The organism is Rossellomorea aquimaris (genome assembly GCF_000935355.1).
GTDB lineage: Bacteria > Bacillota > Bacilli > Bacillales > Bacillaceae_B > Rossellomorea > Rossellomorea aquimaris_B.
Genome location: NZ_JXZC01000003.1, coordinates 240,251 through 265,094, shown reverse-complemented (window position 1 = coordinate 265,094; position 24,844 = coordinate 240,251). Strand labels below are relative to the sequence as shown.

General features: G+C 40.5%; 23 protein-coding genes and 1 pseudogene. 6 read left to right on the top strand and 18 right to left on the bottom strand.

What is annotated here, in order from left to right; genetic code table 11:
* Window positions 1–65 precede the first annotated feature (65 nt).
* The 10 genes from TV75_RS10800 to TV75_RS21835 form a co-directional block, all read right to left on the bottom strand.
* Window positions 66–1,658, bottom strand: a complete 1,593-nt coding sequence (locus tag TV75_RS10800) for a sodium:solute symporter family transporter (protein WP_044338752.1) — start codon at window positions 1,656–1,658, stop codon at window positions 66–68.
* A 219-nt stretch (window positions 1,659–1,877) separates the two neighbouring features.
* Window positions 1,878–2,891: a nuclear transport factor 2 family protein gene (locus tag TV75_RS10795; RefSeq protein ID WP_044338751.1), complete on the bottom strand. Its 1,014-nt coding sequence runs from the start codon at window positions 2,889–2,891 to the stop codon at window positions 1,878–1,880.
* A gap of 433 nt (window positions 2,892–3,324) precedes the next feature.
* Window positions 3,325–4,572, bottom strand: coding sequence for an MFS transporter (locus TV75_RS10790; RefSeq protein ID WP_044338750.1), 1,248 nt, complete (start codon window positions 4,570–4,572; stop codon window positions 3,325–3,327).
* Window positions 4,573–4,634: 62 nt separating this feature from the next.
* Complete coding sequence (locus TV75_RS10785; protein WP_044338749.1) at window positions 4,635–5,897, bottom strand: aKG-HExxH-type peptide beta-hydroxylase; 1,263 nt, start codon at window positions 5,895–5,897, stop codon at window positions 4,635–4,637.
* Window positions 5,897–6,448 (bottom strand): winged helix-turn-helix transcriptional regulator, encoded by a 552-nt coding sequence (locus tag TV75_RS10780; protein WP_044338748.1) that lies wholly within the window; start codon window positions 6,446–6,448, stop codon window positions 5,897–5,899. The genes TV75_RS10785 and TV75_RS10780 overlap by 1 nt, the downstream gene beginning before the upstream one ends.
* A 14-nt stretch (window positions 6,449–6,462) precedes the next feature.
* On the bottom strand, window positions 6,463–7,713 hold the full coding sequence (locus TV75_RS10775; protein WP_044338747.1) for a M16 family metallopeptidase: 1,251 nt from the start codon (window positions 7,711–7,713) through the stop codon (window positions 6,463–6,465).
* A gap of 81 nt (window positions 7,714–7,794) precedes the next feature.
* Window positions 7,795–7,959 carry a hypothetical protein gene (locus tag TV75_RS21845; RefSeq protein WP_156142397.1) on the bottom strand — a complete coding sequence of 55 codons (165 nt, stop codon included), beginning with the start codon at window positions 7,957–7,959 and terminating at the stop codon, window positions 7,795–7,797.
* 34 nt (window positions 7,960–7,993) lie between these two features.
* Window positions 7,994–8,158 (bottom strand): hypothetical protein, encoded by a 165-nt coding sequence (locus TV75_RS21840; protein ID WP_156142395.1) that lies wholly within the window; start codon window positions 8,156–8,158, stop codon window positions 7,994–7,996.
* A gap of 28 nt (window positions 8,159–8,186) precedes the next feature.
* A complete protein-coding gene (locus TV75_RS10770; protein ID WP_044338746.1) occupies window positions 8,187–10,082 on the bottom strand; it encodes a RiPP maturation radical SAM C-methyltransferase in 1,896 nt (631 codons plus the stop codon).
* Window positions 10,083–10,158: 76 nt separating this feature from the next.
* The gene (locus TV75_RS21835; protein ID WP_156142393.1) at window positions 10,159–10,317 is read right to left on the bottom strand and encodes a hypothetical protein; all 159 of its coding nucleotides are present in this window, start codon (window positions 10,315–10,317) and stop codon (window positions 10,159–10,161) included.
* A gap of 152 nt (window positions 10,318–10,469) precedes the next feature.
* Here TV75_RS21835 and TV75_RS21510 point away from each other — a divergent pair, with 152 nt between their 5' ends.
* Together TV75_RS21510 and TV75_RS10765 are read left to right on the top strand one after the other, a co-directional pair.
* The gene (locus TV75_RS21510) at window positions 10,470–10,634 is read left to right on the top strand and encodes a helix-turn-helix transcriptional regulator (RefSeq protein ID WP_082051244.1); all 165 of its coding nucleotides are present in this window, start codon (window positions 10,470–10,472) and stop codon (window positions 10,632–10,634) included.
* Complete coding sequence (locus TV75_RS10765; protein WP_082051243.1) at window positions 10,612–11,352, top strand: hypothetical protein; 741 nt, start codon at window positions 10,612–10,614, stop codon at window positions 11,350–11,352. Before TV75_RS21510 ends, TV75_RS10765 begins: the two co-directional genes overlap by 23 nt.
* Before the next feature lie 134 nt (window positions 11,353–11,486).
* Here the strand turns inward: TV75_RS10765 and TV75_RS10760 are convergent, their stop codons facing one another.
* A complete protein-coding gene (locus TV75_RS10760; RefSeq protein WP_044338973.1) occupies window positions 11,487–12,056 on the bottom strand; it encodes a hypothetical protein in 570 nt (189 codons plus the stop codon).
* Window positions 12,057–12,334: 278 nt separating this feature from the next.
* Window positions 12,335–16,396: a S8 family serine peptidase gene (locus TV75_RS22530; RefSeq protein WP_044338744.1), complete on the bottom strand. Its 4,062-nt coding sequence runs from the start codon at window positions 16,394–16,396 to the stop codon at window positions 12,335–12,337.
* Window positions 16,397–16,849: 453 nt separating this feature from the next.
* Between TV75_RS22530 and TV75_RS10750 the strand changes: the two genes are divergently transcribed.
* From TV75_RS10750 to TV75_RS22525, 4 genes are all read left to right on the top strand, one after another.
* Window positions 16,850–18,388 carry a metal ABC transporter solute-binding protein, Zn/Mn family gene (locus tag TV75_RS10750; protein WP_044338743.1) on the top strand — a complete coding sequence of 513 codons (1,539 nt, stop codon included), beginning with the start codon at window positions 16,850–16,852 and terminating at the stop codon, window positions 18,386–18,388.
* 495 nt (window positions 18,389–18,883) lie between these two features.
* Window positions 18,884–19,714 carry a type II toxin-antitoxin system SpoIISA family toxin gene (locus TV75_RS10745; protein WP_044338742.1) on the top strand — a complete coding sequence of 277 codons (831 nt, stop codon included), beginning with the start codon at window positions 18,884–18,886 and terminating at the stop codon, window positions 19,712–19,714.
* 53 nt (window positions 19,715–19,767) lie between these two features.
* Window positions 19,768–19,953 carry a hypothetical protein gene (locus TV75_RS10740; RefSeq protein WP_044338741.1) on the top strand — a complete coding sequence of 62 codons (186 nt, stop codon included), beginning with the start codon at window positions 19,768–19,770 and terminating at the stop codon, window positions 19,951–19,953.
* Between the two features lie 119 nt (window positions 19,954–20,072).
* A complete protein-coding gene (locus TV75_RS22525; RefSeq protein WP_286163102.1) occupies window positions 20,073–20,201 on the top strand; it encodes a hypothetical protein in 129 nt (42 codons plus the stop codon).
* Window positions 20,202–20,569: 368 nt separating this feature from the next.
* Here TV75_RS22525 and TV75_RS21505 read toward each other — a convergent pair.
* The 6 genes and pseudogenes from TV75_RS21505 to TV75_RS10715 all read right to left on the bottom strand — a co-directional run.
* A pseudogene (locus TV75_RS21505) lies at window positions 20,570–20,695 on the bottom strand (Ltp family lipoprotein); the annotation flags it as partial.
* A gap of 277 nt (window positions 20,696–20,972) precedes the next feature.
* Complete coding sequence (locus TV75_RS10735; protein WP_044338740.1) at window positions 20,973–21,254, bottom strand: cupin domain-containing protein; 282 nt, start codon at window positions 21,252–21,254, stop codon at window positions 20,973–20,975.
* A 49-nt stretch (window positions 21,255–21,303) separates the two neighbouring features.
* A complete protein-coding gene (locus TV75_RS10730; RefSeq protein WP_172655699.1) occupies window positions 21,304–22,593 on the bottom strand; it encodes a TRAP transporter large permease in 1,290 nt (429 codons plus the stop codon).
* Window positions 22,590–23,069 (bottom strand): TRAP transporter small permease, encoded by a 480-nt coding sequence (locus TV75_RS10725; protein WP_367379309.1) that lies wholly within the window; start codon window positions 23,067–23,069, stop codon window positions 22,590–22,592. Before TV75_RS10725 ends, TV75_RS10730 begins: the two co-directional genes overlap by 4 nt.
* A gap of 65 nt (window positions 23,070–23,134) precedes the next feature.
* A complete protein-coding gene (locus TV75_RS10720) occupies window positions 23,135–24,160 on the bottom strand; it encodes a TRAP transporter substrate-binding protein (RefSeq protein WP_044338739.1) in 1,026 nt (341 codons plus the stop codon).
* A 22-nt stretch (window positions 24,161–24,182) separates the two neighbouring features.
* Entirely contained in the window at window positions 24,183–24,833 is a 651-nt protein-coding gene (locus TV75_RS10715; RefSeq protein ID WP_044338738.1) for a bifunctional 4-hydroxy-2-oxoglutarate aldolase/2-dehydro-3-deoxy-phosphogluconate aldolase, read from the bottom strand.
* Window positions 24,834–24,844 lie beyond the last annotated feature (11 nt).

Below are 24,844 nucleotides of genomic sequence, written 5' to 3'. Positions count from 1 at the left end.
AACTATGAATCCGGATTCACATTCTATTATAATTAAAAATTCAGATAATGACAAAGCCTCATTCCCTATAACTGGATAAGCCCCAAGATGACAATCTGAGCGATAAACAATCCGATGAGTGCATACGAGTATTTGTCCATGCCCCCTGGAACGATGGAATGACCGTTTTCATCCGTTACAGTTCCTTCTTTTATCAACCTGGCTCTTTGACCATTAAACGTGAATTCTTCCAATTCAATTCTTCTATTCTTTTGAAATAGTAAACTGAAAATGTAACCGATGATAAGGGTGATCACGCATCCGATAGGATAATTCCAGAGCCAGTTCACCAGGCCAAGGTTTCCAATATACGTCGTGATGACGATTCCCAATACAAACCCGATGGCGACTCCATTATCATTTGCTTTCTTCGTGAACATCGCCAGAAGAAACATAGCCAGTATCGATCCTGAGAAGTATGAGAGGTAGCTCCCCACTGTCTTTAAGATCGAAGCGGTTGTACCGCTGAATGCCATCAAGGTAAATCCGATCAGCAATACCCCAAACACAAGGGTAAAGACCATTGAAACCTTGAGAGAAGCCGGCTTTCCTTTCGTGATGAACTTTTCATAAATGTCTTTAATGAAGACGGTCGTCACTGAGTTTAAGACGGAGTCAATACTGGACATGGCAGCCGCAAAGATCCCTGCCATGATCAGCCCCAAGACTCCTACAGGGATGTTATTTGCAATGAAAGTAATCATAATGTTGTTGGAATTATCGAATTCCCTGCCGTCAAAGAAAACGAAGAGCAATACTCCTATGAACATGAACACAAAATACATGATATTCATCACAAATCCGCTGATACAGATCGATTTTTTCACTTCATTGATCGACTTTGCTGCAAACATCCTTTGAGTCTGTGTCTGATCCGTGGCATAGTATTTAAGCCACATAAAGAGACCGCCAATCAGGCCAACCCAGACACCATTCTCTAATTTAGCATCAAGCGAGAAATCAAGTGCATCAAGTTTCCCCTCCTCCTTCACAACCTTCATCGCCTCAAAGAAGCCAATATCTAAATTGCTTAAAATAATGACAAATGCGGCGATGACTCCTCCCCACAGAACGAACATTTGAATCGCATCCGTCCAGATAACCGCCTTAATCCCACCTAGTAATGTATACACGATCGCCACGGCTACCACCATAGGAACGACAATCGTCAGTGACCATCCTGTAAAGGTTTGGATGACCAGTGAAGGAATAAATAAGAACGAACCTACTTGAATCACATTTGAAACAATGAATCCAAAGACAACTAAAAGTCTGCTTTTCCCCCCTAAACGCATTTCGATATATTCATAGATCGAGGTCACCCTCAGATTGTAGAAAAACGGTAGGAATATCGATAATGTTAAAATCAATACGATCGGTATACTAAAATTCAACATAAAAGCGATTAACCCTGAACCATACGCCCACCCTGGGCCGCCGATGAATCCATTTGCGCTGACCGTGGTGGCTGCTATGGAAAGAGCAATCGGGAATGTTGCAACAGATCTCCCACCTACAAAATAGTCATCCTGTGTGTGATTTCCCTTCCCCAGCTTATAACCCATAATGATCAGAGCAATCATATATACGGCAACAATCGTCATATCAATCCAACCCATATTGAACTAAGACCCCCATATCCATATTTATTGAATGCGGATTCATAAACAAGCAATATGATCTACCCACTGCCTTTATAAAGAGGCTTATGCTTGAGACGACGATGTATAGAATCGATATAGGCAGAGTTTAAAGTATTTAATTTGTAAACGCATTCATTATTTCTTATCTCCATTTTGTTGGAGAAGTGATCATGTACGAAACCATGACGCTGATCCTTAAAGTGACGGATTCATAATCCCTTGGGTTCGCTCAAAAATATCCAATCCCTGCTGCTTCAGCCAATAAGGGATATCAATTAAAACCCAGTTCTCAGAAAGCTTATCCCCTTGACGGTAATACACATCCACCACTTGCATGTCCGCTCGAACATTCCCGCCTGGCAGCCCCAGAAATCCGCCTATTGGTGTATTCGAAAGGTTCGGCCATCCAAAGAAGCACGCGAACTGTCCTTCAGCAAACCGGCACACATGACCATTGAATTCCTTATCCTTAAGACCATTTCTAAAAGGAAGCTGGTGCTGCTGTTGATATCTCGGAATGGTATAACTTGCCCCGATCCCACCAGGACCGTACCAAATCATATCCTCCGACCATGTTCGCTCCAAGACCTCTGGAGGACACCCCATGACTCCGCTCTTATTCAATTCTGATAAGTCATTGACCATTTGATTGACAAGATTCAGGGTTTTGATTCCCTCTTCCTCTGGGGCATCTGCAAATTGCAGACCATCGTGATTTCTTGGACCTGGATAAACAAAGTATGTACCTGTTGAAGGAGGCAGCGGGTTCACTCCTGCCTGGATCATGAATCCGATCAGATCAACGAATAACCCCGTTTTGGTGATTTTACCATCCTCTACACAATGGAACTCTGCATATCTTAGGTTAATCATTTTCCCTGTACGTCGAATCCCCATCCAGTCTTGATCAAAGAGGCCCATGAAATGCCCCATGCTCATGACCCATGTTTCGCCACTTATTTCGTTTGTTCCAGCCATGAATATGTCCTGACGTCGCTGCATTTTCTTTATGGACTTCAATAAAGGGACCCAAAAGGTTTCCGCTACTGCCTGAACTCCCTCCTGTTCACGGAAGGGATACACTCCTTGCCAACTATAATGTTCACCTGTAAATTCCTTTAAGACACTTTGTACGTTTTCTGGTGTAGATTTCTCGAGCTCATCGAAGTAACGTCTTACAACTCTTTTTTCTTCTTGATAATTACTCATGGTTACCTCCCACTTTATTTCAAGAAACATGTTTTTGAATGCGCATTCAAAATTTCATAAAACAATTAGCTTTTGTATACATTGAATACTATCTAATTTTCAGATAAATGTAAATAGTTAATTTTGAATATTGTTAAAATTTAAATTCCTTTGGTTTTTAGGTGTTTCGGCTCTTTCTTCTTGAAAAAATAATAGAAGCTCGAGGACGGTTCATATGCTTCCTTTTAATTCTTGATGGAATCTACCAGAACCGTCCCTATGCTTCTAACCCAACTCCTCTATAAAAAACAGAGGTGACAGGTTCTATAGATCAATCAAGCAATTGACCTGTCCCCTTGGGTCTTTATCCTACATTCCTTATCAAAAAAATGTCCATCCCTTTTAGCATAACTAAAAATGGGACAGACATCACCTTTATACTAAGCATCTTCCATTATGAACTCTTCCTAATAACGGGATTCAACATCATCAATAGAACAATAATTCCTCCAAATACTGAGATTCCCAAAAATAAATTATTGATACTAAAGTGTACGAGCAACGAACCTGTGAGTAACAGTGAAATCGGTTTACTAGATTCAAGCAACACCCTCATCGTACTTTGAGACCTGCCCAGTAATTCTCGTGGAACCTTGATCAAAAAGAGTGACTGCAAAGCAATACTTACAAGGGGGCTTCCTAGACCAGCAATGAGGATGACAACCAGTACTAGTTTAAAATTATCAGTAAATGCTAAAATTCCAAATGAACCTAACATCATGACTAAACCGACAATCATTGGAACAATTTTTCGGAACCTGTTAAATAGATTGATTGATATGGACCCAAATAATATCCCAATAAAGAAAGCTATTTCAATCATTGCCAACTCTGAAGCTTCTTTAACGAATAAAGGAAACAAAACAGCAACCGGCGCCAACATAAAGTTTATTAAAACTAAATAAATGATCATCCCTCTTAAAATCGGGACTGATATGATGGTTTTTAATCCTGTCTTTAAATCAAGTGAAAACTTTTTCATATTTAATTTATCTGTAGGCCTTTTCGATAACCCTTTTTCCTTAATAAGTAAGATGAAGAAAAAGGATACAAAAAAGGTCAATGCATTAAATAAGAATGCTGTCGGTAAACTGTATACTAATAAAATCCCCGCTATTGCAGGGGCACCTAAACCTACGACTGTTTGGATCGTTGATGAAAGACTTTGAGCTCTCGTTATCAAATGATCTGGGACAATCGTTCTGATTGCTACAGACTTAGCTGGAATGAAAAAAGAATCAAACGATGAGGTGAGTGCGGCGGCAGCTATCAGCATCCACGGACTTAGCATATCGAACCAGAAAAGAACGACCACCACAGTTACAGCAATTCCCCGGCATAGATCTGCTACAAGCATGTAGATTTTTTGATTTCCTCTATCGACAAGTACTCCTGAGAATATCCCAAATAATATCGTGGGAATCACTTCCGCTGCCAGTACAAAGGATATAAGTAAGGAGGAACCGGTTAATACTTTCATAGCCCAGATCAATGATAGAGCATATACTCCATCTCCCAATGCTGATACAAATTGTCCGGCAATGAGAAAACGATAATCTTTAATAGCAAGGAGATTTTTAAAGCTATCCTGATTTTCTTTGCTCTCTGGATTTAATTGAGTTTCTACTGCTGCTCCTGTCATATTTCGCCTCCTACTTATAGATAATTTCCATTCATTTTTTTATATAATAAGACAAAAGGTTATTATGACACCACAACTTCCGGTTTTGTTACAGAGGAAATTTCTTTAAAAACATGTTCCCCTAGGGGACTAAGTTTTCCATGGGTGTTTATTACTTCAATTGCTTCTTTCAACTGTCCCTCAACAAATTCTAGTCTATTTAAGATTTTTTTATCTTTGTAGACGCCATAAAGTCTTTCCAACCATAATGCCACTCTAGCAAATGCATAGGCCCCATGAAATACCCCCTTCATTGGCCTTGGGTCTTCCCGCCAGGGTGACTTGAATCTTTCTTCATGATCATTCAATACAACTGGATCGATTAGGAATAGTTGGTTTAAACGAGAATGTGCACATTCATGTACCAGATTCTCAGTTACCCACATAAAATCATATGGGTGATGTGAGATGAAGATGGCATCAGGTAAAATATCTGTTGTAAAACCACCAAAAGCGTCAGTATCCATGATTCCAATAAGTTTTATATGGCCCTTAATTTCCAAATAATAATCTGGCCATACATCCTTGATTGTATTCAAACAGGATTCATAAAATAATAAGTCATTCGGGGTAAAAGAAATACTTTTTAACTTGTTATCTACTAACTCACTATTTCTGACATTCAGGAGATTAATGTTTTCAGAAAGACACTGGCTGATAATATCTTCCGAAAGTTCGAAATGAAACATATTCTTATTGTCAAACGGTTTCCGGATACAGCTGATTTGTGTCCCGGTTACCTGAAAATCCGAATTGAAATCATCCATCGTAATAATTGTACCGATGATTTTATCTTCAACTAAAAAAGCTATTTCATTTTTAGAAGTGATGATGGAACACGCTTCTATATTGCTAAAGTCTTTCAATCTGATTTTGTAAGGAAACCCCTGAATTTCAAGTGATCCATCAGGTGAAAAATCTACTTTATACTGCAAGGTAATTCCCTGTTTGGCACAAGCTACTATAAAGTAGTTAATGAATTTTTCTAAGTTGCTGTCGGTTAACAATTTCTCAATAATTTGGGGAGATTTATCTTGATATATGATTCCACCTGAGGAGTAAGTAGTAAGAAAGTATGTAAAATAATTCGAACCAGGGCTGTATATAGCTTTAAGAAATTCCTGTGAAGCCAAAGATTCCTTTAATAACATAAGGGTGTGTGTCGGAATCTTGTCTAACTCTTGAATGATTTCCATAATTTTATGGACTCTCTGAGAAAAGGGTCTTAAACCAAGCATATAGATTTGATCATTTTCCATACTGGAAGGCTGCAGAAATGATAACATTAGTTTTTCATCCTATTCGTAGTGAAATTTGGAAATAATGATACAGCAAATGTATAAGGATCATCGTCACTTTCTTGGTTTGTATCAATCTCATCTCCTATTTGACGTAACAAGTGAATATATTCCTTAACTCTTTCTTTTGGAATCCTTGCTTTGACGAGAGAAAAGTCTGCTGGAAGATTTCCAGAAACAGCATTTAACATTCCAGCCCTAACTTCTTCTATCATATAAGTGATTAACTTTATTTTTTCTACTTCATTAGAATTGCGATTACTCAACCTGACAGCAAACGAATTTACATCCGCTTTATAAGCTGATTCAACAATATCTTCTTTCGATTTAGTACTGTTCACAAATACAAGTTTATTCTTTTCCAAAATTTTTATAATATAGTTCACCTTTGCAAGTGGGACATTTACTTGTCTTGAAACTTCTGTTGCAGTTAAAGAAGAGACAGAAAGAATACTTAATACTTCCATTCCACCATCGTTTAATATAGTATCGAGGAAATCAGTATCCGCATTGGTTATATATTCAGTATGATTAGACATACAATCACCTCATTTTAAAGTAGAGTTAAAAGTGACTCAGAATCTGTACCCACTGCAGACAAGGCCATATTTGACTGATCACACATCTCTTTAGAAACCTCACGAATGTCTTCGTCCGTTACATTCATGAATTCAAATACTTCAGTATCTACAAAAAAATCTTTATTGTACATTGCATATCGCCCGGTAGTGTTGAGATGACGTATTGCATCATTCGGTATTTGCAATGTAGAAGTAATTCGAGAAGCCCTTGCTCTTTCCAGTTCTTCGCTGGTTACACCATTATGTTGAATGTCATTAATGATATCCATTATTACTTTAAAACTTTCTTCTAATGATTCTTTTCTACAATTAAGATCTATTGCCATGTATCCACCAAGTCCATAGCTTAAAGCATATGAATAAACGGAGTACACAAGCTCTCTTTTCTCCCTAAGTTCAACAAAAAGCCTTGACTTTAATCCTTCACCTAAAATATCTGACAATAAAGCCATTGCATATCTCTTTCTTGAACGAAATGACGGGCCAACGAAAGTAGCTGTTAAATTCACTCTATTCGAGTTCCCTATCCCCATAACACTTGGTGAAACTTCAAGTAAGGGAGATTGATTGCTTACCGTTTCACTTTTCCAAAAATCAAATTGATTAGCGATTTCATTAAACGTTTCATCTGGATCTACATCACCCTGAATAACAATCAATGTATTACTGGGAGAATAGAATTGCTGAAATCGACTTTCTATTTCATTTTTTGAAAAACGAGAAATGTTATCTTGATTGCCGATAACAAATAACCCTAAAGATCTGTCGCCCCATAACGCCCTTTCTGCCAGTTCTGTTTTCACTTTTGAAGAAGCAAAATAGGTCTCTGCTTCCTGTAATATGATTGCTCTTTCATGATCTATTCTTTCTTTTGCTACATCCTGCAGCTTTACGATCTCTGACAGTGTTTTAATGATGTCTGATTTATAACTTTTTTGTGAGGTAATGCAGCACCTGGTCATTTCTTTCCCTGTATATGCTTCATATAATGCGCCGCTATCCAGAAGATTCCCAACCATTTTTTTAGCTGTGTCATTCATATTTTCGTGACTAAAAGCCATATGTTCTATGAAATGCGAAATCCCATTATTTGTTATATCCTCATCTTTTGAACCATGGTTTACATACATACCAACAGATAGGTTACGAGATTGTTTTGTTCTCCTGACAATGACTTTCATGCAGTTTTCAAGCATCGCTTTAGATATAGATTCATAGTACACGTTATCCCTCCTTCATGATGCCTGATTAAGATGTGCGGGGAGCTCCTGAAAGACATCCCCGTACGACAATAAATATAATTCCTAGAAACTAGCTGATACTGAAATTCTGATTCCTTGTTCACCAGCTGCCATCTCATCAGTTGCTTTTTCAATTTGTTCAACTAATTGAGCATCACTGATGACCACTTCTCCGTTATCATTCACTTTAAATACTTCTGGAGTTAAGCTCACTTTTCTATTTGTCATCTTCCTTTCACCTCCTTTCAAGAATGATCTGGAATCAATTATCCATGCTTAAGGAAATTTTAATTCCTTGTTCACTAGCAGACATCTCATCAGTCGCTTTTTCGATTTGTTCAACTAATTGGGCATCGCTAATTAAGACTTCACCATTTTCATTCACTTTAAAGATTTCTGGAGTCAAGATCACTTTTCTGTTTGTCATCTTCCATTCACCTCCCTTCAGGAATGATCTAGATAATTTCTCTGTTATTCCACTCCTGTATGCGTAAAAGGGAGGTCTTTTTCGGACTATAATTCTCTCCATTTAGTGCTAAACTGATGAATCTATTATCTTCTTCTAGAACTAGCCCATCATTTGTAAACTCGGTCACTATTGATTGAGCCTTTTCCATAGTGATATCGAACCCGGAGTTTTGTAATTCTTTATATGCAATCGACAAGCTCTTCACCGAATCTAATGATAAGTAGAGCTGTCTTTTTTCATCTTTCAATACAAAAGTGCTTATATCGTTTTCTTTTCTCATATCAAAAATAATTAATTCAGAATGATTATCGATATAGAACAAATCGAATTCCGCGTGCATTCTGGCCCATTTTGAAACCGATTTACGCATCTGCTGTGTATATGCCTTTGGATTGCGTGCTTCCTGGTAATCGTAATCAAAATGGTAAGCGATTCTATTAAGTTCTGACTGTTCAAACGCACTATAAATATATTTGTACGGCCACATAGCTCTAACATTTGTAAGTCCGTTTTCTTTATAATTGTTAAAATACGGACTAAATCGATCCAACCTGATCTGAGCGACGCTCCCTGGAGGAGTAAGGTGTGTAATTTTATTGATTAACCCCGGCAATTCTTTGTATTCTTCTGGATCTTCATTTGGAAACCCGAAAAGAATGTTCCATACCGGAAATACACCATATTCCTTTGACCACTTTAATAATTGGACATTTTGCAGCATGGTGACACCTTTATTCATGAGTTTTAAAACGGATGTCTGAAGACTTTCAATACCTGGTTGTATGGTTCTGAATTTGGCGTCCCTAAAAAGTTGCACTTGGTTTTTCTTCAGATTCGCTTTCGTTTCATAAAACATATCTAAATCTAGTCCTTCATCCCTTAAAGCAGGTAAAAGACTTTTAAAATATCCCATATCAATGATGTTATCTACTGCAGCAGCTTTAGAAGTGTATTCTTTATATTCATTACTCAAATCAATCAGTTCCTCTAATGCTCTTTCTGCAGACTTGCTTCGGAAATTTAAATTTGTACCATTTAACCCGCAAAATACACAATGATGTTTTTGTCCCCACCAACATCCCCTTGAAGATTCAAATAAGAACCTGGTTTCGCTGATTTTTTCCTTGTAGCGACAATTCATGAACTGTTCAAAAAAATCAGAATAATCGGGGTATGGGGTTTCATCAAGCTTTACTGCAGATATATGGATCGGTTGCGAATTGATCTTGAACCTTAAGGATTCATTTAAAAATATTCCATTTACATTTGGAATTTCACCATTGACCTTCCACTCTGAGATAAATTTCACAAATGAATTATCCCCTTCACCTGAACAGATCGCATCTATGAATGAAAATTGTCGAAGCAACTCCTTACCCATCGTTTCCTCACAATTTGCCCCGCCAAAAATAATAAACTTATTAGGGAATTTTTCTTTAAGCCTTTTTGCAAGACTTATTGAGGCTACGTTTTGTTCAAAAACGCTGGTAAAACCAATGACAGAATATTGATCCCAATCTATGTCCTTTAAACAGGAATCAAGAAAGCTCTCAACGTATGTCCGTAAATCACGAATAACATCAAAATCCTCATCTGTATTTCCCAACTGTTCTTTCGCTTCTACCATATAAGAATGTAGAGTATCTTTACCAAATAGCGATTGAGAAAAGATCATTTCTCCAGCTAAAGCATTACTGGAAAATGTAGTCCCTTCAGCAATTAAGTCGTACAATTCAGGGGAAACTTGATCAGCAAACTTTAAATTCAAATAATGCACGTCACATTCGACATTGTTTTTAGTAAGACCCGCTTTAAGAAGGCTTAAACCTATAGAAGGTCTGTACAAAGAACCGAATGGCATATTTATTAATGCTACTTTCAAAACTCTTCCCCCAATCGATAACTTTTTACCCTATCTGGACTAATATCTACTAATATTTTTATAGATTGAGTGAACATTAATGATTTCCTTCGATAATTTCATCATTATATTGTGGTGATATAACACCTAATGATAATTCACTTCCAGCCGAAATAGTTCCTTTGTCCTGAATAAATGTGCTGGTATTTAGCAGTAATACAATGGATAAAAGGCTTGATAACAATATTTTTCTCATATATATCCCCCTGGTGTGGTATAGTATCCCTATAACTAATGGATTATTTTTTGATTAATTTCATTATGAAGTTAGTAGGATAAAATGAAAATATGCATTTGTGCAATAATTTGTAAATTCAATGGATTATTTATCAATTTTTGGAGGGGAAAATGAAAATCATTGATAAGAATATTGAATATTATCGTAAGAAAGCGGGCATGACACGAAAAGATTTAGCAGAAGGCATTTGTGATGAGTCTACTTTATTTAGAATTGAAAAAGGATCTCAAAATCCAAGACTGGATCTATTATTTGAAATTAGCAAAAAAACTTAAAGTACCTTTAAAATTATTAATGAGTGAACTGCCATTCAGTGATTTTAAAGAAATAGAAAAATATAAAAACCTTTGCAGAGAACATACCTATTATCAAGATTACGAAGCCCTTTCCTTGACGATTGAACAATTTGAAAATCTAATAGAACAAAACTCTGATCATGTAGAATATCTTACTAACAAGAAATTCATCACCTGGAACAAAGCCATTCTTCTGCATGTTCGAGATAAGAATATAATAAAAGCCGAAGAACAATTGAAAAGCATTCTTGATATGAACTTAAGAACAGAATTCGACATCGGCGTCTGCAATTCTCTAGGACTGGTGACATTAAGTAAAGATGGTGTCTCCATGGCATTCGATTACTTTAATAAAGCTTATACAGCCATTGAAGACCTACCTCAATTAGAAGATCATACGCTAGCCCCGAGAGTTGCCTATAATTTAGCTTATTGTCACGTCAAAAATGGTCATTTAAATGAAGCTACGACTCTCGCATATCAAATCATTGGATTACTGGAAAGCAAACAGCTGAGTTTTATTCTTGGAAAAACCAAACATATGCTTGGGAAAATACATAAAATGGGTGGGGATTATGAACAAGCGAAGGAATACTTACTAGAAGCTAAATTCTTGTTTCGACTTGAGAAAAATGAGGCCTATTATTTGAAGACGGAACAGGATTTAAACGAGGTTATGTTACTTTTAGAGAAATGATGGGGAACCCCATCAAATTGGGGTCAAGCGGTTAATTGGGGACGGTTCTTACCCTACTTTCCAAGGTGCAGGATGGTATGTTTGTAAAAAAGAGAAAAGTAGAGTGGGAACTGCCGCCACTCTACTTTTGTATCTCACTCATACTTATGCCATCTGAAATCCTCTTGTCTGAACATATTGGTACCCTTTGGATAACCAAGGTAATAGAGCTTTTTTCCATTTTGGTCAAACGCCGTGGCATTTAGTTTGTTTATGTTCTCACTAAACGGAAACAACAAAGAAACACGCTCACCTACACTCACTCCTCTTCGCTCGACATGGGGCTCTACCCCTGCTTCAATATAAGCGACCTTATCATCATTTGAAATGACACTCAAATAAGTAAGAGCATTTTCTTCCGTGGCAAGACTCATGCCGCCAACGAGTTGAAGGGGGTCCGAGGTATAGGGTGTATATGTAGAACTATTACTTCTATAAAGCAAGCCCGACTTTTCGGCTAATACTGTCATGTACTCCTCTTTCTCATCACTTTTGAATAATAGAACCTCGGCCTCTCCCAATCCATGTTGATCCACATATTCAAAGTCATCTGTCAGGGCAGGGTTGCTCAGGGCTGCACTTTCAGGCGTGAATCTATAATTACTCAACATAAACATGACCACCACCATCCCTACAGATACTAAAACCAATATCAGCTTTTTCATTACGTCACACCCTTTCCACATCCATTAAACTTCTTTTATTTGTCGTCATTATAATGATACATTTATATATTCCAATTATTTCAAACCTGAGTCATCCTCTCAAGTAAAACTTTAGGGTTAATTAGGGAAGGTTCTTACCCTGCTTTCTTATGGTGCATCGAAACATGTCGTTAAGTTTCGATGATATGATTTATTCCTTGTAAAATAGAGAAAAGTAGAGTGGGAACCGTCCCCACTCTACTCCAGACAAAGGCAGCGCGTGCCTTTGTCTCGATTATTTATTCAATACCTAATTCATTTTTGATATCTTCCAAGGTCTTTCCTTTGTATTTCTCCATTGGTTTCGGTGCAGAATCCACTCCAGGATCGGCTTCAAGGAAATTGTATTCGACTAACTCGAAGTCCTTCGCATCAACGATTCCGTCGAAATTCAGGTCCGAATGTTGATCATCCGTTCCCCAGCTGTTTTTCATCTCGATCGCATCCATGATATCAATCACACTGTCCTGGTTGATGTCCCCGGCATCCTGCGTGCGCAGAGGCAAGCCATGCCATGTGCCGACAACCTTATCTTCCCGTTGTTCAAAGATATTGAAAGTGGATTTGACCGGAAAATGTCCAGGGATACTCACTTCAATCTGGAAAGGCTTATCGGTCACTGGAAGCTTCGCTATGAAGTCATTGTTACGGACCATTTCCCCGTCATGTACGTTGCCTTCCCAATCGGTCACCTTGATGGAAACGGGAGCATTTGAATAATCTATACTATTGTCATATACTCCGTCGATACCAAAGAATCCTTGGGCCTTAATGTCCCCTCTTATCTCTGAATAACTGCGCAGCAGTTCCGGATATTGCCCTTCAAAATAACCCTTCAAATTAGTCGTTTGACCGTTTACGTCTGTATACTTGCTTGAGAAGGTCGGCGCCGTTACATAGTTCATTCTGTAAAATTTAGCATCCTTCGCTTCAAACGTAACTTCTGCCATTGGAATGTCTCCATTTACTTCCACTTCCGGATTCTCCACATTCAGATGAACATCAAGATGTCTTTTCGAACTGGTTTTTTCCTTATCCTCATACGTAATCTCAGCATCACCATACTCAAGGAAATCCGGGTGGATCTTCACGTCCGTCAACTCGAGTTGATTGCTGTCGTAATCTACTGAGAAGGATCCTTCTTTCAGTTGTTTCACATTATGGGACGACAGTGTCAACGTCAGCTTATCGCCAGCCATGATTTCTTTTTTATCCATGGAAGCCGTGGCGTACTGTGTACCTTCTTTTACAAAGCTATTGACAATGGGTCCACCCTGCGCGAAGTTTCCGGCGGAATCGTGTGCGAAGAACCCAACAGGATACCTGCTGAGGATCGGGTTCATTAAGATTTCATCCGAAAGGTTCCCTTCAGCATCCGTAAATAATGCCCCCGATGGATATGGTGATCCATAATGATAGACAATGTAATTATTGGATTGGGATGCTTCCAGTCCTGCTTTCTTCATATCTTCAATGGTCTTATCAAAGAGGGACATGGAGAATGGAACCGTCTCTTGTCCATCCTTATACTCATACACGCCGGTCGGCAATGTACTTGAAAACTCCGGGGCTGTATTATCAATGAACGTATCCGTTTCTTTCGTGAAGGTTTTTCCTTCACTGTTGACCCCCACTAATCTTAACTTGTAGTGACCTTCCGGTGCCAATGCAGGGTTGACTGAAATACGGTTATCTTCATACGGGTAATAGTAACCTGCAAAGGCAGAGTTAATGATGATCCTCTGTCCCTCATTGATACCTGAAGAATCCATGACTCCGACCAGTCCCATTTCGTTATTCGTCTTCCCGTCGACCAACACGACGCTGATCTGTTCCATAGGTGACTTCAATGTGAAATCCATTGGGGTATAATTGAATATAGCTCCGAATTGATTATTCTCTTTAGTCGAGAAGTTGAAAGCTCTGACTGATTCAAATCCTTCTTCGGAAATTCGGATACCAAATGGGATTTGATATTCTTCAGATGGATTTTCCTCATTCACATAACGGATATACCCTTCATAGTAACCCTCTTCCGCTGTTTTAGGGACAGTTAAGAATACGTTCGTTTTTGTTTTCTTCCCGGCCTTGACCTTAACCTTTTCATCAAAAGATAGATGGATTCCGTTTTTGGAAGCGTCATGGGACTGATTGGTAAACTTCACACTGCCATTAAATGTTTTCGTTTCTTCACCGGAGTTCTCAATCATAATCGTACGCTGATCTCTCAGTGACTTCTCAATATACTGAAATCCGAAGCTCATCCCACCGGTCTTCTCATCAATGTTCATTTCTTCTCCATTCATGAGGGTGGTTGTCTCATCAATGACCTGAAAATTCATATCTGAATGAATGGCTTCATAAGGGTCCACCCTGCCGGCGCCGACTTCATAGACACTGTAATCGCCGTTCATAGGATCCGCGGTGTTCATGAATATGGATTTCACATCAGCTGGTTCCAGTTCTTTATTGGATTGTAATAATAGTGCCGCCATCCCAGCTACATGCGGGGATGCCATTGAGGTTCCCGATAACCTCGCATAGGCGTAATCATACGTTCCGTTTTCTTTATCGTTGATATAGGAAGGAACCGTTGATAGCACGCCCACCCCAGGGGCAACAATTTCAGGCTTGATATCATAATTCATTCTGGATGGGCCCCTTGAACTGAAATCGGCAAGGCGGTCACCCTCTGTGGTGATGGCCTGCATATCGCTAAAGGTAAAGGTTGCACCTTCCTGGATGCTTGCCTTCAACGCTTCTCCTTCAGCCTTGGTCAAGGAGAATGTAGGAATATAATCGACTCCCTCTCCAAGGAAATGAGGGATGTGTCCTTCTTCACCGTTATTGTTATAAATTATGACGGCTTCAGCCCCACGCGCAGCTGCTGCTTTAATCTTATCAACAAATGAAATGTCACCACGGCTGATTAATGCGATATTCCCTTCTACTTGCTTACCGATAAAATCATTGTTACTAGTAGCAAGACCAACATCTACAAGCTGCATACTACTACCTTCTAAATCTGCGAGATGATCACTATAGTTTCTGGCCATTAGCTGAAGATTGACGCTTTCTGCTCCATATTGACCAGTGAATGTCGCGATATCGATCGGAACATCACTTGCGCCTACTGTTAAGGCAAGTGCAGCGGTTCCAGGCGAGCCTAATGTAAAGGATCCACTTCCGCTATTACCAGCAGAAACGACAGCCGTCACACCGCTGAGAACAGCGTTGTTCACCGCTACAGAGGTCGGATACAGGGGATCATTGACACCTGCACCAAGAGAAAGGTTGATGACATCCATTCCGTCGGCAACAGCGCGATCAATCCCTGCAATGACCCCTTCACTCGACCCTCTTCCATAAGGTCCGAGGACACGGTAGCCATAAAGATCTGCTTCAGGAGCTACCCCTTTTATACTGTATTCACTTTCATTATCGCCTTCACCGGCAACCGTACCGGCAACATGCGTCCCATGTTCAGTATAATAGGAATTGCCATTCGAGAATTCCGGTAAACCGGACTCTTTCCAATCCTGATACGTTGCTTCCATCGGATCATTATCGTTGTCCACGAAGTCATAACCGCCTTTATAGACTTCATCCAAATCAGGATGGTGATAATCGATACCTGTATCAAGAACCCCCACTTTGATTCCTTTGCCGGTAAACCCTTCATTATGTAGCTTATCGACTCCTAAGTAAGGAAGGCTTTCCATCATATACTCTTCTGCTGATTTGTTAGACTGAGCCTCTGATGGAACCGGTGGATCAATTTGAACTTCGACGTTGCTGTAGACCGCTCTTACCACATCTAGTTTCATTAAATCTTCAATTCTATTAGCAGGAAGTTCCAGGGAAACACCGTTCATGGCGTTTTTATACGTTTGGTCTACCTTATAACCATTCTTACTTTTATCCCCGAACATGTTGGCCAACTCGTTTTTGAAGTCTTTTTGATCCTTTTCTACACGCGCCTTTGCTTCACGAGCGTCAAGTGTTTTACCTTCCAGTTTCGCTTTCAACTGAGCGACTTTTTCAGGGTGGTGGTCAAGCTGTACGATGACCTTCACCGGGCTGTCACTTTTAAGGTTAACCGTTCGATCTAAATAAAGACCTTGTTTTTCCACCGACTGGAGCTGCTTATAGTTTTCCAGCTGCTGTGGAGACATGTTGGCAAGTACGGATTCAATGGAAGTTGGTTTTTCTGCAAGGACATTAATGGCAGGGATATTCCCCGAACCGAGCAACAGACCTGTACCCAATGCATACACTAACATTTTGTTCTTTCGCTTCATTTACTTATCCATCCCCTTTGTCTTAATTTTCTAACACTTTGAATATAGCATTGGTCACGCCTGTAACCTATTGGGAAATCCATGTAGGTATATAGACCTTATTTCAAAGATAAGAAAACCGAAAATGGATGGATAATCAGCCACGTAATTCAGGCTGATTCGCCTGATATACTCTAGTATTGGCCCAGGTTCGTCCATTCCAGAAACTCCATTTCAAGTAAATTTATAGGATAAAAAAACCAGGACCTATACAGTCATTTTACTTTCCCAACAAGGAGTATCTTCTACTTTTCTAGTTTATTTTGCTATTCCCTCTTCTTTTATAAGATCACTGCGGTTGCCAAGGTACCTGTCGCAACTGGGCACCCATCAAACCACAAATCGTAACAATTCCTATTTACAAATCGTAATTGTTACGATATATTATTCTATGAACTCATAAGGAGGATACATATGAAGAAAAAATGGATGGCTTTATTTAGTATAGTAATGGTCCTCTCCCTTGCTGCATGCGGAGAAGATAATGAGACTAATAGTGAGGGACAGGAAGCGTCTTCAACGGAACCGGTGAAACTTTTCACTACGGTATATCCCCTGCAGTTTTTTGCAGAAAGGATTGCTGGTGAAGAAGCCGATGTTGAATCCCTTTTACCTCCCGGATCGGACTCACATACATATGAACCCACTTCTAAAGATGTATTAGCCATTGCCGAAGCAGATGCATTTATTATGAATGGCGCGGGGATGGAGGCGTATGCGGACAAAATTACTGAGGCTGTAGAGGCTGAAGATGTGAAAGTAGTTGAAGCATCTGAAGGGATTGAGATGAATGAAGGAGCCGATGACCACGATCATGAAGAAGATCATGACCACGGAGACCTTGATCCTCACGTATGGCTGGACCCGATCCGCTCCATTGAAATGGCAGAGAACATTAAGAATGTATTAGTAGAATTGAAGCCTGAAGAAGAGGCACTATTCAATGAAAACTTTGAAGCCCTCAAGGCTGACCTTGAAGCTCTTGATCAGGAGTTCGCCACTGAACTGGAAGCAACATCAGGCAATCACTTTATCGTCTCTCATGCCGCCTATGGCTATTGGGAAGAAGCGTATGGTGTACACCAGATTGCTGTTTCGGGACTGAGCCCGACACATGAACCATCTCAGAAAGAACTCCAGACCATTGTTGAGACAGCTAAAGAATATGGATTAAAGCATGTCTTTTTCGAGCAGAACATCACAACGAAAATCGCTGGAGTGGTAAGGGATGAAATAGGTGCAGAAACACTCAGACTTCATAACCTGTCTGTACTGACGGATGAAGATATTGAAAAGGATGAAGACTATTTTACACTGATGAGACGTAACCTGACACAGCTGAAGACAGCATTGGAAGGTGCACCTGCTATAGAACCGGAAGAGCATGACCATGATCATGGAGTAGATGAAGAAGCCCAGAAAATTTATGATGGGTACTTTGAAGATGAGCAAGTGAAAGATCGAGAGCTATCTGACTGGGAAGGTGACTGGCAATCCGTTTACCCTTATTTACTGGATGGGACCCTCGATGAAGTATTTGCTCACAAAGCAGAAGACGGCGATAAGACGGCGGAAGAGTATAAAGAGTACTATACAATCGGATACAAAACAGGCGTCGAGCGCATCAAGATTGATGGGGATACGTTCACCTTCTTTGAAAATGGGAAAAAATCGTCTGGACACTATACCTATGACGGGTATGAAATTCTAACTTATGAGAAGGGAAACCGTGGAGTGCGCTATATCTTCAAGCTTGCGAACGAGACGGAAGGAAAGATGCCAAACTATATCCAATTTAGTGATCACAGCATTGACCCTACCGATTCACACCATTATCACTTGTATTGGGGAGATGACCGGGAAGCGCTGCTTGAGGAAGTCGTGAACTGGCCAACCTATTACCCTTCTGACTTTAGCGGCAAGGAAATCGCTGATGAAATGATGATGCATTGATTTCATCTTCTTGGGACGAGTACAATTCACAATCTATTCCGATAGGATGATATCCGGTGACCCATTAGGGCACCGGATATTTTTGTAGAGAGAAGTGATTTTCGTACATTTAAAATAGTGTATACATTGATACTGCTCCTTACCATTAATGAATGTTGAAATGCATAAGGGTGAGTCAATATTAAAGGAAGCCTCTTGAATAAATAGTGGCTCCCTTCTTTATCAATGATTTTAATTTAGTGATTCGCGATCTTCACTTCCACTTCATTCGCCGTCTTGAGAACCCACAGGGACATGTACTCCGGTCTTTTTTCAGAAAAAAAACCGCGTTACCTGCTTTTCTGGTGCATCGACTGTAGCTGATTCAAACTACCCAAGGAAAATAAATGGAAACATCAACCTATTTTCCGGTAAGATAAAATAGATAGAAAGTTTAATGAAAATTAGAATAATAGAGTGTTAGTCAGGAAACGATATAAGCAATGGAGGGTAGATATGGCGTTTAAAATTTACATCGCGGTTTTGTTGGTCTTTTCGGTGGCGAATTTGGTTTTTTTCATTTTTCAACCATTAAAATATCATTTGTCTCTGCGGACACTGCGGAAAACCCTGTATACATTGTTTATAGGAGCGATATCCATCGGCTTGTTGATGGATGAACTCCAATTGTCTAATTGGGAGTTTATCTTGACCTTGACTGCAATCGTGATTTTTATGGATTTAGCCATTCTTCTTACTCCGAGCATTATGAAAATTTGGAGTGCCGAGTTTCAATACACCGATTATGTGGAAGATATCATCAAGACCAATGACAAGATCCATAAAGCCATGGTCTACCGGGTTGAAGCAGTCTCTGAAATGATCCAGAAAAACAATGAGCTTCTCTCTTCCTCAAGAAGTTACACGGAACAAGAGTTGAAAAACTATCTGGTTATGTATGCCGAGAAGTTCGGATTCAACGTGCAGATTCACCGGGTCCGGGATATAGAGTTTTCAGCAGAGGATGTAGATCCGGCCGTGATAGGAGGATTGGCTGCTGATGAGATCCAAGTGCTTGTCGAAGCCTACCGCTTAACAGAAGGAATCAGGATGACAGTAGAACAAATCAAGACCATTAATAATTTTGATTTAAACAGTGAAGAAGAAGATGTAGAAAGCCTGGCACAATCAGCTGTCGTGTCCCTTGTTGATGACGAAAGCATGCTTGTACCGGTATTTATGAATACAGACCAGTTCATTATCGTCTTAAAAAAGGAAATGGGTGATGTGTTAGAGGTAGATGCGATCCACATCACCAATTTAATCTATCTCTTCTATTCGCTTTAAAACGAACCGTGGTATAATGATAGAAAGACCACTTCATAAAGGGAGGGTTTTACATGATCGGGCAATTTAAAGAAAAAGAATCAAGAAAAGGCAAAGTGATCACGGTAAACGGCCGGCGGGTGAAAGTGTCAGCCACTGCTTCCAGAGTGACCCATCTATCTGAGAAATCAACGAGCAAAATGTATCGGAATGTCCAGCAGTTGAATAAAAAGGTGCTGCAATTTATCAACAATCAATAGAAGTCACAAGACGCGCAGGAAGCACAATCATGCATCCTGCTTTTTTATTTGGTTGTATACTTCTTCCCCCTCCTGAATAAGATGGATAGTAATGAAACCCTGACAGGAGGGAAAAAAACATGGACAAGAACCCCAATAAGAAACCAACCCCCAAAAAAGTCACGCATCTCAAAGGCGAAACCAAAATAGATAAAAAGAATAAAGAAGCACTGAAAGTCATTAAGTCAATTAAAGGGATGTTTGGGTAAGGTAGTGGATAGACAGCAGGATTGAATCATTCTAAAAAGAATATGAAACATAAAAAAGCAAGCATGGAGCTCGCTTTTTTTAATGTGTATATGGCCGTGACTGCTATGTCCAAAATAAAAAGCCCCTATTCATACTACCGGGTTCGGTTTTGGAGTTGTCAGTAAAATGCAGCTTATCTTAGGGATTACTTAGAGAAAACCTCCGAAGTACAGTATGAAGAAAAAGGAAAAAGAGCGTCCTGAATGTTCTACGACGTCTTTTTCCTTTTATAAGTTTATGTTTCTCTTTTTGTAAAAAAATAGTGTCTCCCTTTGAACGGTAACGTTTTACTATGTTAACGGTCAAACACTAACTTATGTTTAAGATTTTATTCAGTTAAATGTTGAATAGCGTAATCCGCTTCCTCTTGAGTGAACTGTTCGCCGTATTCAGAAACTAATTGGTCTCGTATCGCTTCTGGTGACATGGCCATGGAGTCTTGATAACTTTTTGCTTAATGTTTCCTCCTTTTTACAGTTTTCCTCACTATCCATATAGTACTAATATTAGGTTTAAATTCCCAAAATATTGTCGCAACTTATCGTTCCCATACCCTATATTTCCTAATTGAGTGTGCTATCTATAGAACAAATCAAAATATCAGGAGGAAAAACATTGGCTATGAGAAACCAATGGGACTGGTACCTCGACACTAAAGACGAAAAGCAGTTTGAATCTTTCTCACAAATAAAAAGAGCTTCACACCCAAATTTATGGGGTGAAGCCCTTTTTTATCCCTGTAGTAAATCCTTCCGAATCGGCGAAAACATATCCAAAATCACGCACTCCTCGAGGACTTTCACACGGTGCTGGATGCTCGATGGAATGTACTGCGTATCCCCTTTATTCAGGATTCTTTTTTTTCCATCGACTTCAAACTCCACTTGCCCTCTCTCAATAAAGCTTAATTGTTCTTCGGGATGCTGATCGATATCACCGACGAATCCTTCCGCCAGCTCCACCTTTACGAGCATCATGGATCCTTCGCTGCTTAATACTTCTCTTTTCACCATTACTGTCCACTCCCCTTTTCAACTATACTCAGAGCCTCAAGCCGGATCGTCAGAATAGGCTTGGGTTTATTAATTTAGGAAGATAGAATGCTACTTCCGGTAAAAATGCCACGAACAACAGGACAACGAGGACAATCAATATATACGGCATGACGGCAGAGAAAGACTTCTCGATGCTAAGTTTGCCTATTTTAGCAGCCAGCAAGAGACATAACCCGTAAGGAGGTGTGACGAGTCCGATTGCAAGAGTCATAACCACGATCAGGCCCAGGTGCACAGGCTCCATTCCGAACAGATTGGCTGTCGGCAAGATGACCGGGACGAATAAAATCATGGCTGGGATCGCATCCATGAACGTACCGACGAACAGGAAGAATACGATGATGATCAGGATGAATACCCACTCTGCCCCGACGTTGTTCACGAAAAACTCCTGTGCCTTGACCGATAATTGATAATAGCTCATTAGTTCACCCAGTGCGCTTGCAGCTGCAAGGGCGAAGAGTGAAAGGGAGCTCAGGGCCAGTGTATCTTTGATAATCTTTGGAAGATCCGATAGTTTCAATGTTTTATAGAAAAACATACAAATCAAAAATGTGTACAAGCAAGCAACGGCGGCTGCTTCAGTCGGGGTGAAGAACCCTGAGATGATCCCACCGATAATGATGATTGGCGTGACCAGAGCTGGTACCGTTTCGTACACCAGCTTAAAGAATTGGCTGAATGTTGCCCTTTTCGATCTCGGATATCCCCTTTTCAAAGCCATGATATAAATGAAGAGCATCATGCCGAGCCCGATCAGGACGCCGGGAACGATTCCCCCGAGGAATAGAGCACCCACAGAAGCATTCGTCAATCCCGCAAAGATGATCATCGGAATACTAGGGGGGATGATGACACCAATCGTAGAAGACGCTGCCGTCACGCCAACTGCCGTTTCCGTGTCATATCCCTGCTTCTTCATGTTTGGAATCAGGATTTTCCCGACCCCCGCCGTATCAGCCTGTGCGGCTCCCGACACCCCTGCAAATATCATCGAAACCAAGATGTTCGCGTGGGCAAGGCCCCCTCTGATGTGACCGACCATCGTCAATGAAAGATCAATCAGCTTTTGTGAAATCTTTCCGTGGTTCATCAAGTTGGCTGCCAGGATGAATAGCGGCACGGCAAGCAGGACGAACGAGTCGATTCCATTCAGCATCTTCATTGGGACCGTCACCTCAGGAATATAAGGAACCGTGAAAATACCAAGGAGGGCAATGATACCGATGACAAAGGCAATCGGTACACCGATGAACATCAGGATGAGAAATAATCCAACCAATCCTATACCTATCATGCCTGTGCCCCCTTTCCTTTAAGCGCTTTGATATTGTTGATTAATTGACTCCCAGAGTAAATCATCATGGTCGCCCCCATGATTGGGATGGAAATCCAGACGTAACCCATCTTCAAGTCAGGAATGGACGTCCAGTTGTAGTTCCAGAAGTTCTGTACTGCTTCAATTCCATAGTAGAACAAGGCAAATGAGAATAATAAGATGACTGCATCAATCACGATCATCAAGGATACTTTCGATTTTCCTTCCAACTTCCCTATAAGGAAGTCGAAGCTGAAATGTTCCCGTTTGCTCACCATAACGGAAGCCCCCATAAACACAGACCAAATGAACGAGTAGTTGGCCACTTCCTCTGTCCATATGACAGATATACCCAAATGTCTGGTAACGATTTGAACCATGATGGCTGCAAAAAAGATCACTAAGAAAATAGCACCGATGGTCATCTGGATTTTTTCAAGCGCCTTAATCATCATGATCGTCTTCCCCCTTTCAAAATTAAAGGGAAGAACAGATCATCTCTCCCCTTTAACGAACGTTTTTACTTAAGTTTTTTGACCTTTTCAAGAAGATCTTCCGCTCCCATTTCCTTTGCTGCTTTTTCTTGAAGAGGCTCTGCCAGTTTGATAAATGCTTCGCGGTCGATTTCGTTTACTTCCGCCCCTTCATCGATCGCTTTCTGTTTGTACTCATCTTCCTGGGCATACACGGCTTCTCTTTCTGCTTCAACAGATGCCTTGGCTGCTTCGATGATGGTATCCTGTTGTTCCTTTGAATACGAATCGAACTTCTTACCGTTTACCAATAGGAAACGAGTGGTGTAATCATGCGCTGTTTCGGTGATATATTTCCCGTTTTTCGTTTTGTGATGGTTTTGCTGGATGAAGTACGGATACGAGTTTTCAGCTGAATCGACGACATTTTGCTGAAGGGCCTGATACAGTTCTCCCCATGCAATTGATGTCGGGATCGCTCCGACTTTCTTCCAATAGTCCGCAACTACACCTGAAGTCTGCGTTCTGAACGTCATTCCCTTGAGGTCTTCCATCTTTTCAAGTGGCTTTTTCCCGTAATAATGTCTTACGCCGGCAGACCAGTACCCGATCAATTTGAAATCATTATTTGATTTATCGTTGATCAATTTCGCCATTTCTTCCCCAACTTCTCCGTCAACCGTTTTTTCCCAATGATCGTAACTGTCAAAAAGGTATGGCAGTGCCAGAAGGTCGATTTCCTTGATTCCCGTCTGAGTCATGAAACCAGGTGAAACAAGGACCACATCCGCGCCGCCAAGCTTCAGCTTTTCAACCAGTTCAGATTCTTCCGTTCCAATGGTCCCTGCGTGCACTTCCACTTCGATATCACCGTCTGACTTGCTTTCAGCGACTTCCTTGAACTTCAAAAGTCCTGTTTGATATGGATTGTCCGGTGATGTCTGGTTATGTGCCGCTACGATCTTGATTTTCTTACCTGCTTCTCCCCCTGATGCTTCGTCACTTCCACATCCAGCCAGAATACCGGAAAGAGCCAACAATAATACAAATGATATTGAGAAAAATTTCTTCATCCTTAGTTCCCCCTTGTTATGATTAAATGGTTTGAACTGCCTTTACCTTCTGAACGATTTGCGTGTATTCACGCGCTTTCTGTGTCAAGCGCTGATAATCTTCCGCATGTTGCAACTGCTTCGGATTGACCAGATTTCCTCCGAGACCCACTGCCAGGGCCCCTGCCTCTAGATACTCTGCGAGATTATCCATATTGATCCCCCCGGTCACCATTAACGGGATAGACGGGAAAGGACCGTGAATGCTTTTCACATAGCCTGGTCCAAATGTGTTTGCCGGAAAGACCTTGATCATGTCTGCCCCGAGCTCAAATGCCGTCAGGATTTCCGTCGGCGTCAGGGCTCCCGGTATACTCGGGATCCCGTAGCGCTTCGTCATCTTCACCGTCTCCGGGTTGAAAGAAGGTGAAACGATGAACTCACTTCCCGCCATGATAGCGTCCCTTGCTGTTTCCGGATCGAGGACGGTCCCTGCTCCGGTCAGGACACGACCGCCCATTTCCTCTCTTACGATTTCAATCAATCTTGTAAACTTCGGTGTCTCAGCCGTGATTTCAAGTACTTTCACTCCACCCTCATACAAAGCTTCTGCAATCGGCAGAATCGTTTGTGGAGTAGCTTCCCGGATGACGGCCACAAGGACTTCTTCTTTGATAAACTCTACTGGGTTCACTGTCTAACCTC

Excerpts from the sequence above, each read along its gene's own strand:
- TV75_RS21840 (WP_156142395.1), bottom strand. The coding sequence starts at position 8,158 with ATGACAAACAGAAAAGTGATCTTGACTCCAGAAATCTTTAAAGTGAAT.
- TV75_RS10750 (WP_044338743.1), top strand. The coding sequence starts at position 16,850 with ATGAAGAAAAAATGGATGGCTTTATTTAGTATAGTAATGGTCCTCTCC.
- TV75_RS10790 (WP_044338750.1), bottom strand. The coding sequence starts at position 4,572 with ATGACAGGAGCAGCAGTAGAAACTCAATTAAATCCAGAGAGCAAAGAA.
- TV75_RS10795 (WP_044338751.1), bottom strand. The coding sequence starts at position 2,891 with ATGAGTAATTATCAAGAAGAAAAAAGAGTTGTAAGACGTTACTTCGAT.
- TV75_RS10800 (WP_044338752.1), bottom strand. The coding sequence starts at position 1,658 with ATGGGTTGGATTGATATGACGATTGTTGCCGTATATATGATTGCTCTG.
- TV75_RS10745 (WP_044338742.1), top strand. The coding sequence starts at position 18,884 with ATGGCGTTTAAAATTTACATCGCGGTTTTGTTGGTCTTTTCGGTGGCG.
- TV75_RS22525 (WP_286163102.1), top strand. The coding sequence starts at position 20,073 with ATGGACAAGAACCCCAATAAGAAACCAACCCCCAAAAAAGTCACGCAT.
- TV75_RS10780 (WP_044338748.1), bottom strand. The coding sequence starts at position 6,448 with ATGTCTAATCATACTGAATATATAACCAATGCGGATACTGATTTCCTC.
- TV75_RS21510 (WP_082051244.1), top strand. The coding sequence starts at position 10,470 with ATGAAAATCATTGATAAGAATATTGAATATTATCGTAAGAAAGCGGGC.
- TV75_RS10720 (WP_044338739.1), bottom strand. The coding sequence starts at position 24,160 with ATGAAGAAATTTTTCTCAATATCATTTGTATTATTGTTGGCTCTTTCC.
- TV75_RS10785 (WP_044338749.1), bottom strand. The coding sequence starts at position 5,897 with ATGTTATCATTTCTGCAGCCTTCCAGTATGGAAAATGATCAAATCTAT.
- TV75_RS10740 (WP_044338741.1), top strand. The coding sequence starts at position 19,768 with ATGATCGGGCAATTTAAAGAAAAAGAATCAAGAAAAGGCAAAGTGATC.
- TV75_RS10730 (WP_172655699.1), bottom strand. The coding sequence starts at position 22,593 with ATGATAGGTATAGGATTGGTTGGATTATTTCTCATCCTGATGTTCATC.
- TV75_RS10735 (WP_044338740.1), bottom strand. The coding sequence starts at position 21,254 with ATGGTGAAAAGAGAAGTATTAAGCAGCGAAGGATCCATGATGCTCGTA.
- TV75_RS10760 (WP_044338973.1), bottom strand. The coding sequence starts at position 12,056 with ATGAAAAAGCTGATATTGGTTTTAGTATCTGTAGGGATGGTGGTGGTC.
- TV75_RS22530 (WP_044338744.1), bottom strand. The coding sequence starts at position 16,396 with ATGAAGCGAAAGAACAAAATGTTAGTGTATGCATTGGGTACAGGTCTG.
- TV75_RS21835 (WP_156142393.1), bottom strand. The coding sequence starts at position 10,317 with ATGAGAAAAATATTGTTATCAAGCCTTTTATCCATTGTATTACTGCTA.
- TV75_RS10725 (WP_367379309.1), bottom strand. The coding sequence starts at position 23,069 with ATGATGATTAAGGCGCTTGAAAAAATCCAGATGACCATCGGTGCTATT.
- TV75_RS21845 (WP_156142397.1), bottom strand. The coding sequence starts at position 7,959 with ATGACAAATAGAAAAGTGAGCTTAACTCCAGAAGTATTTAAAGTGAAT.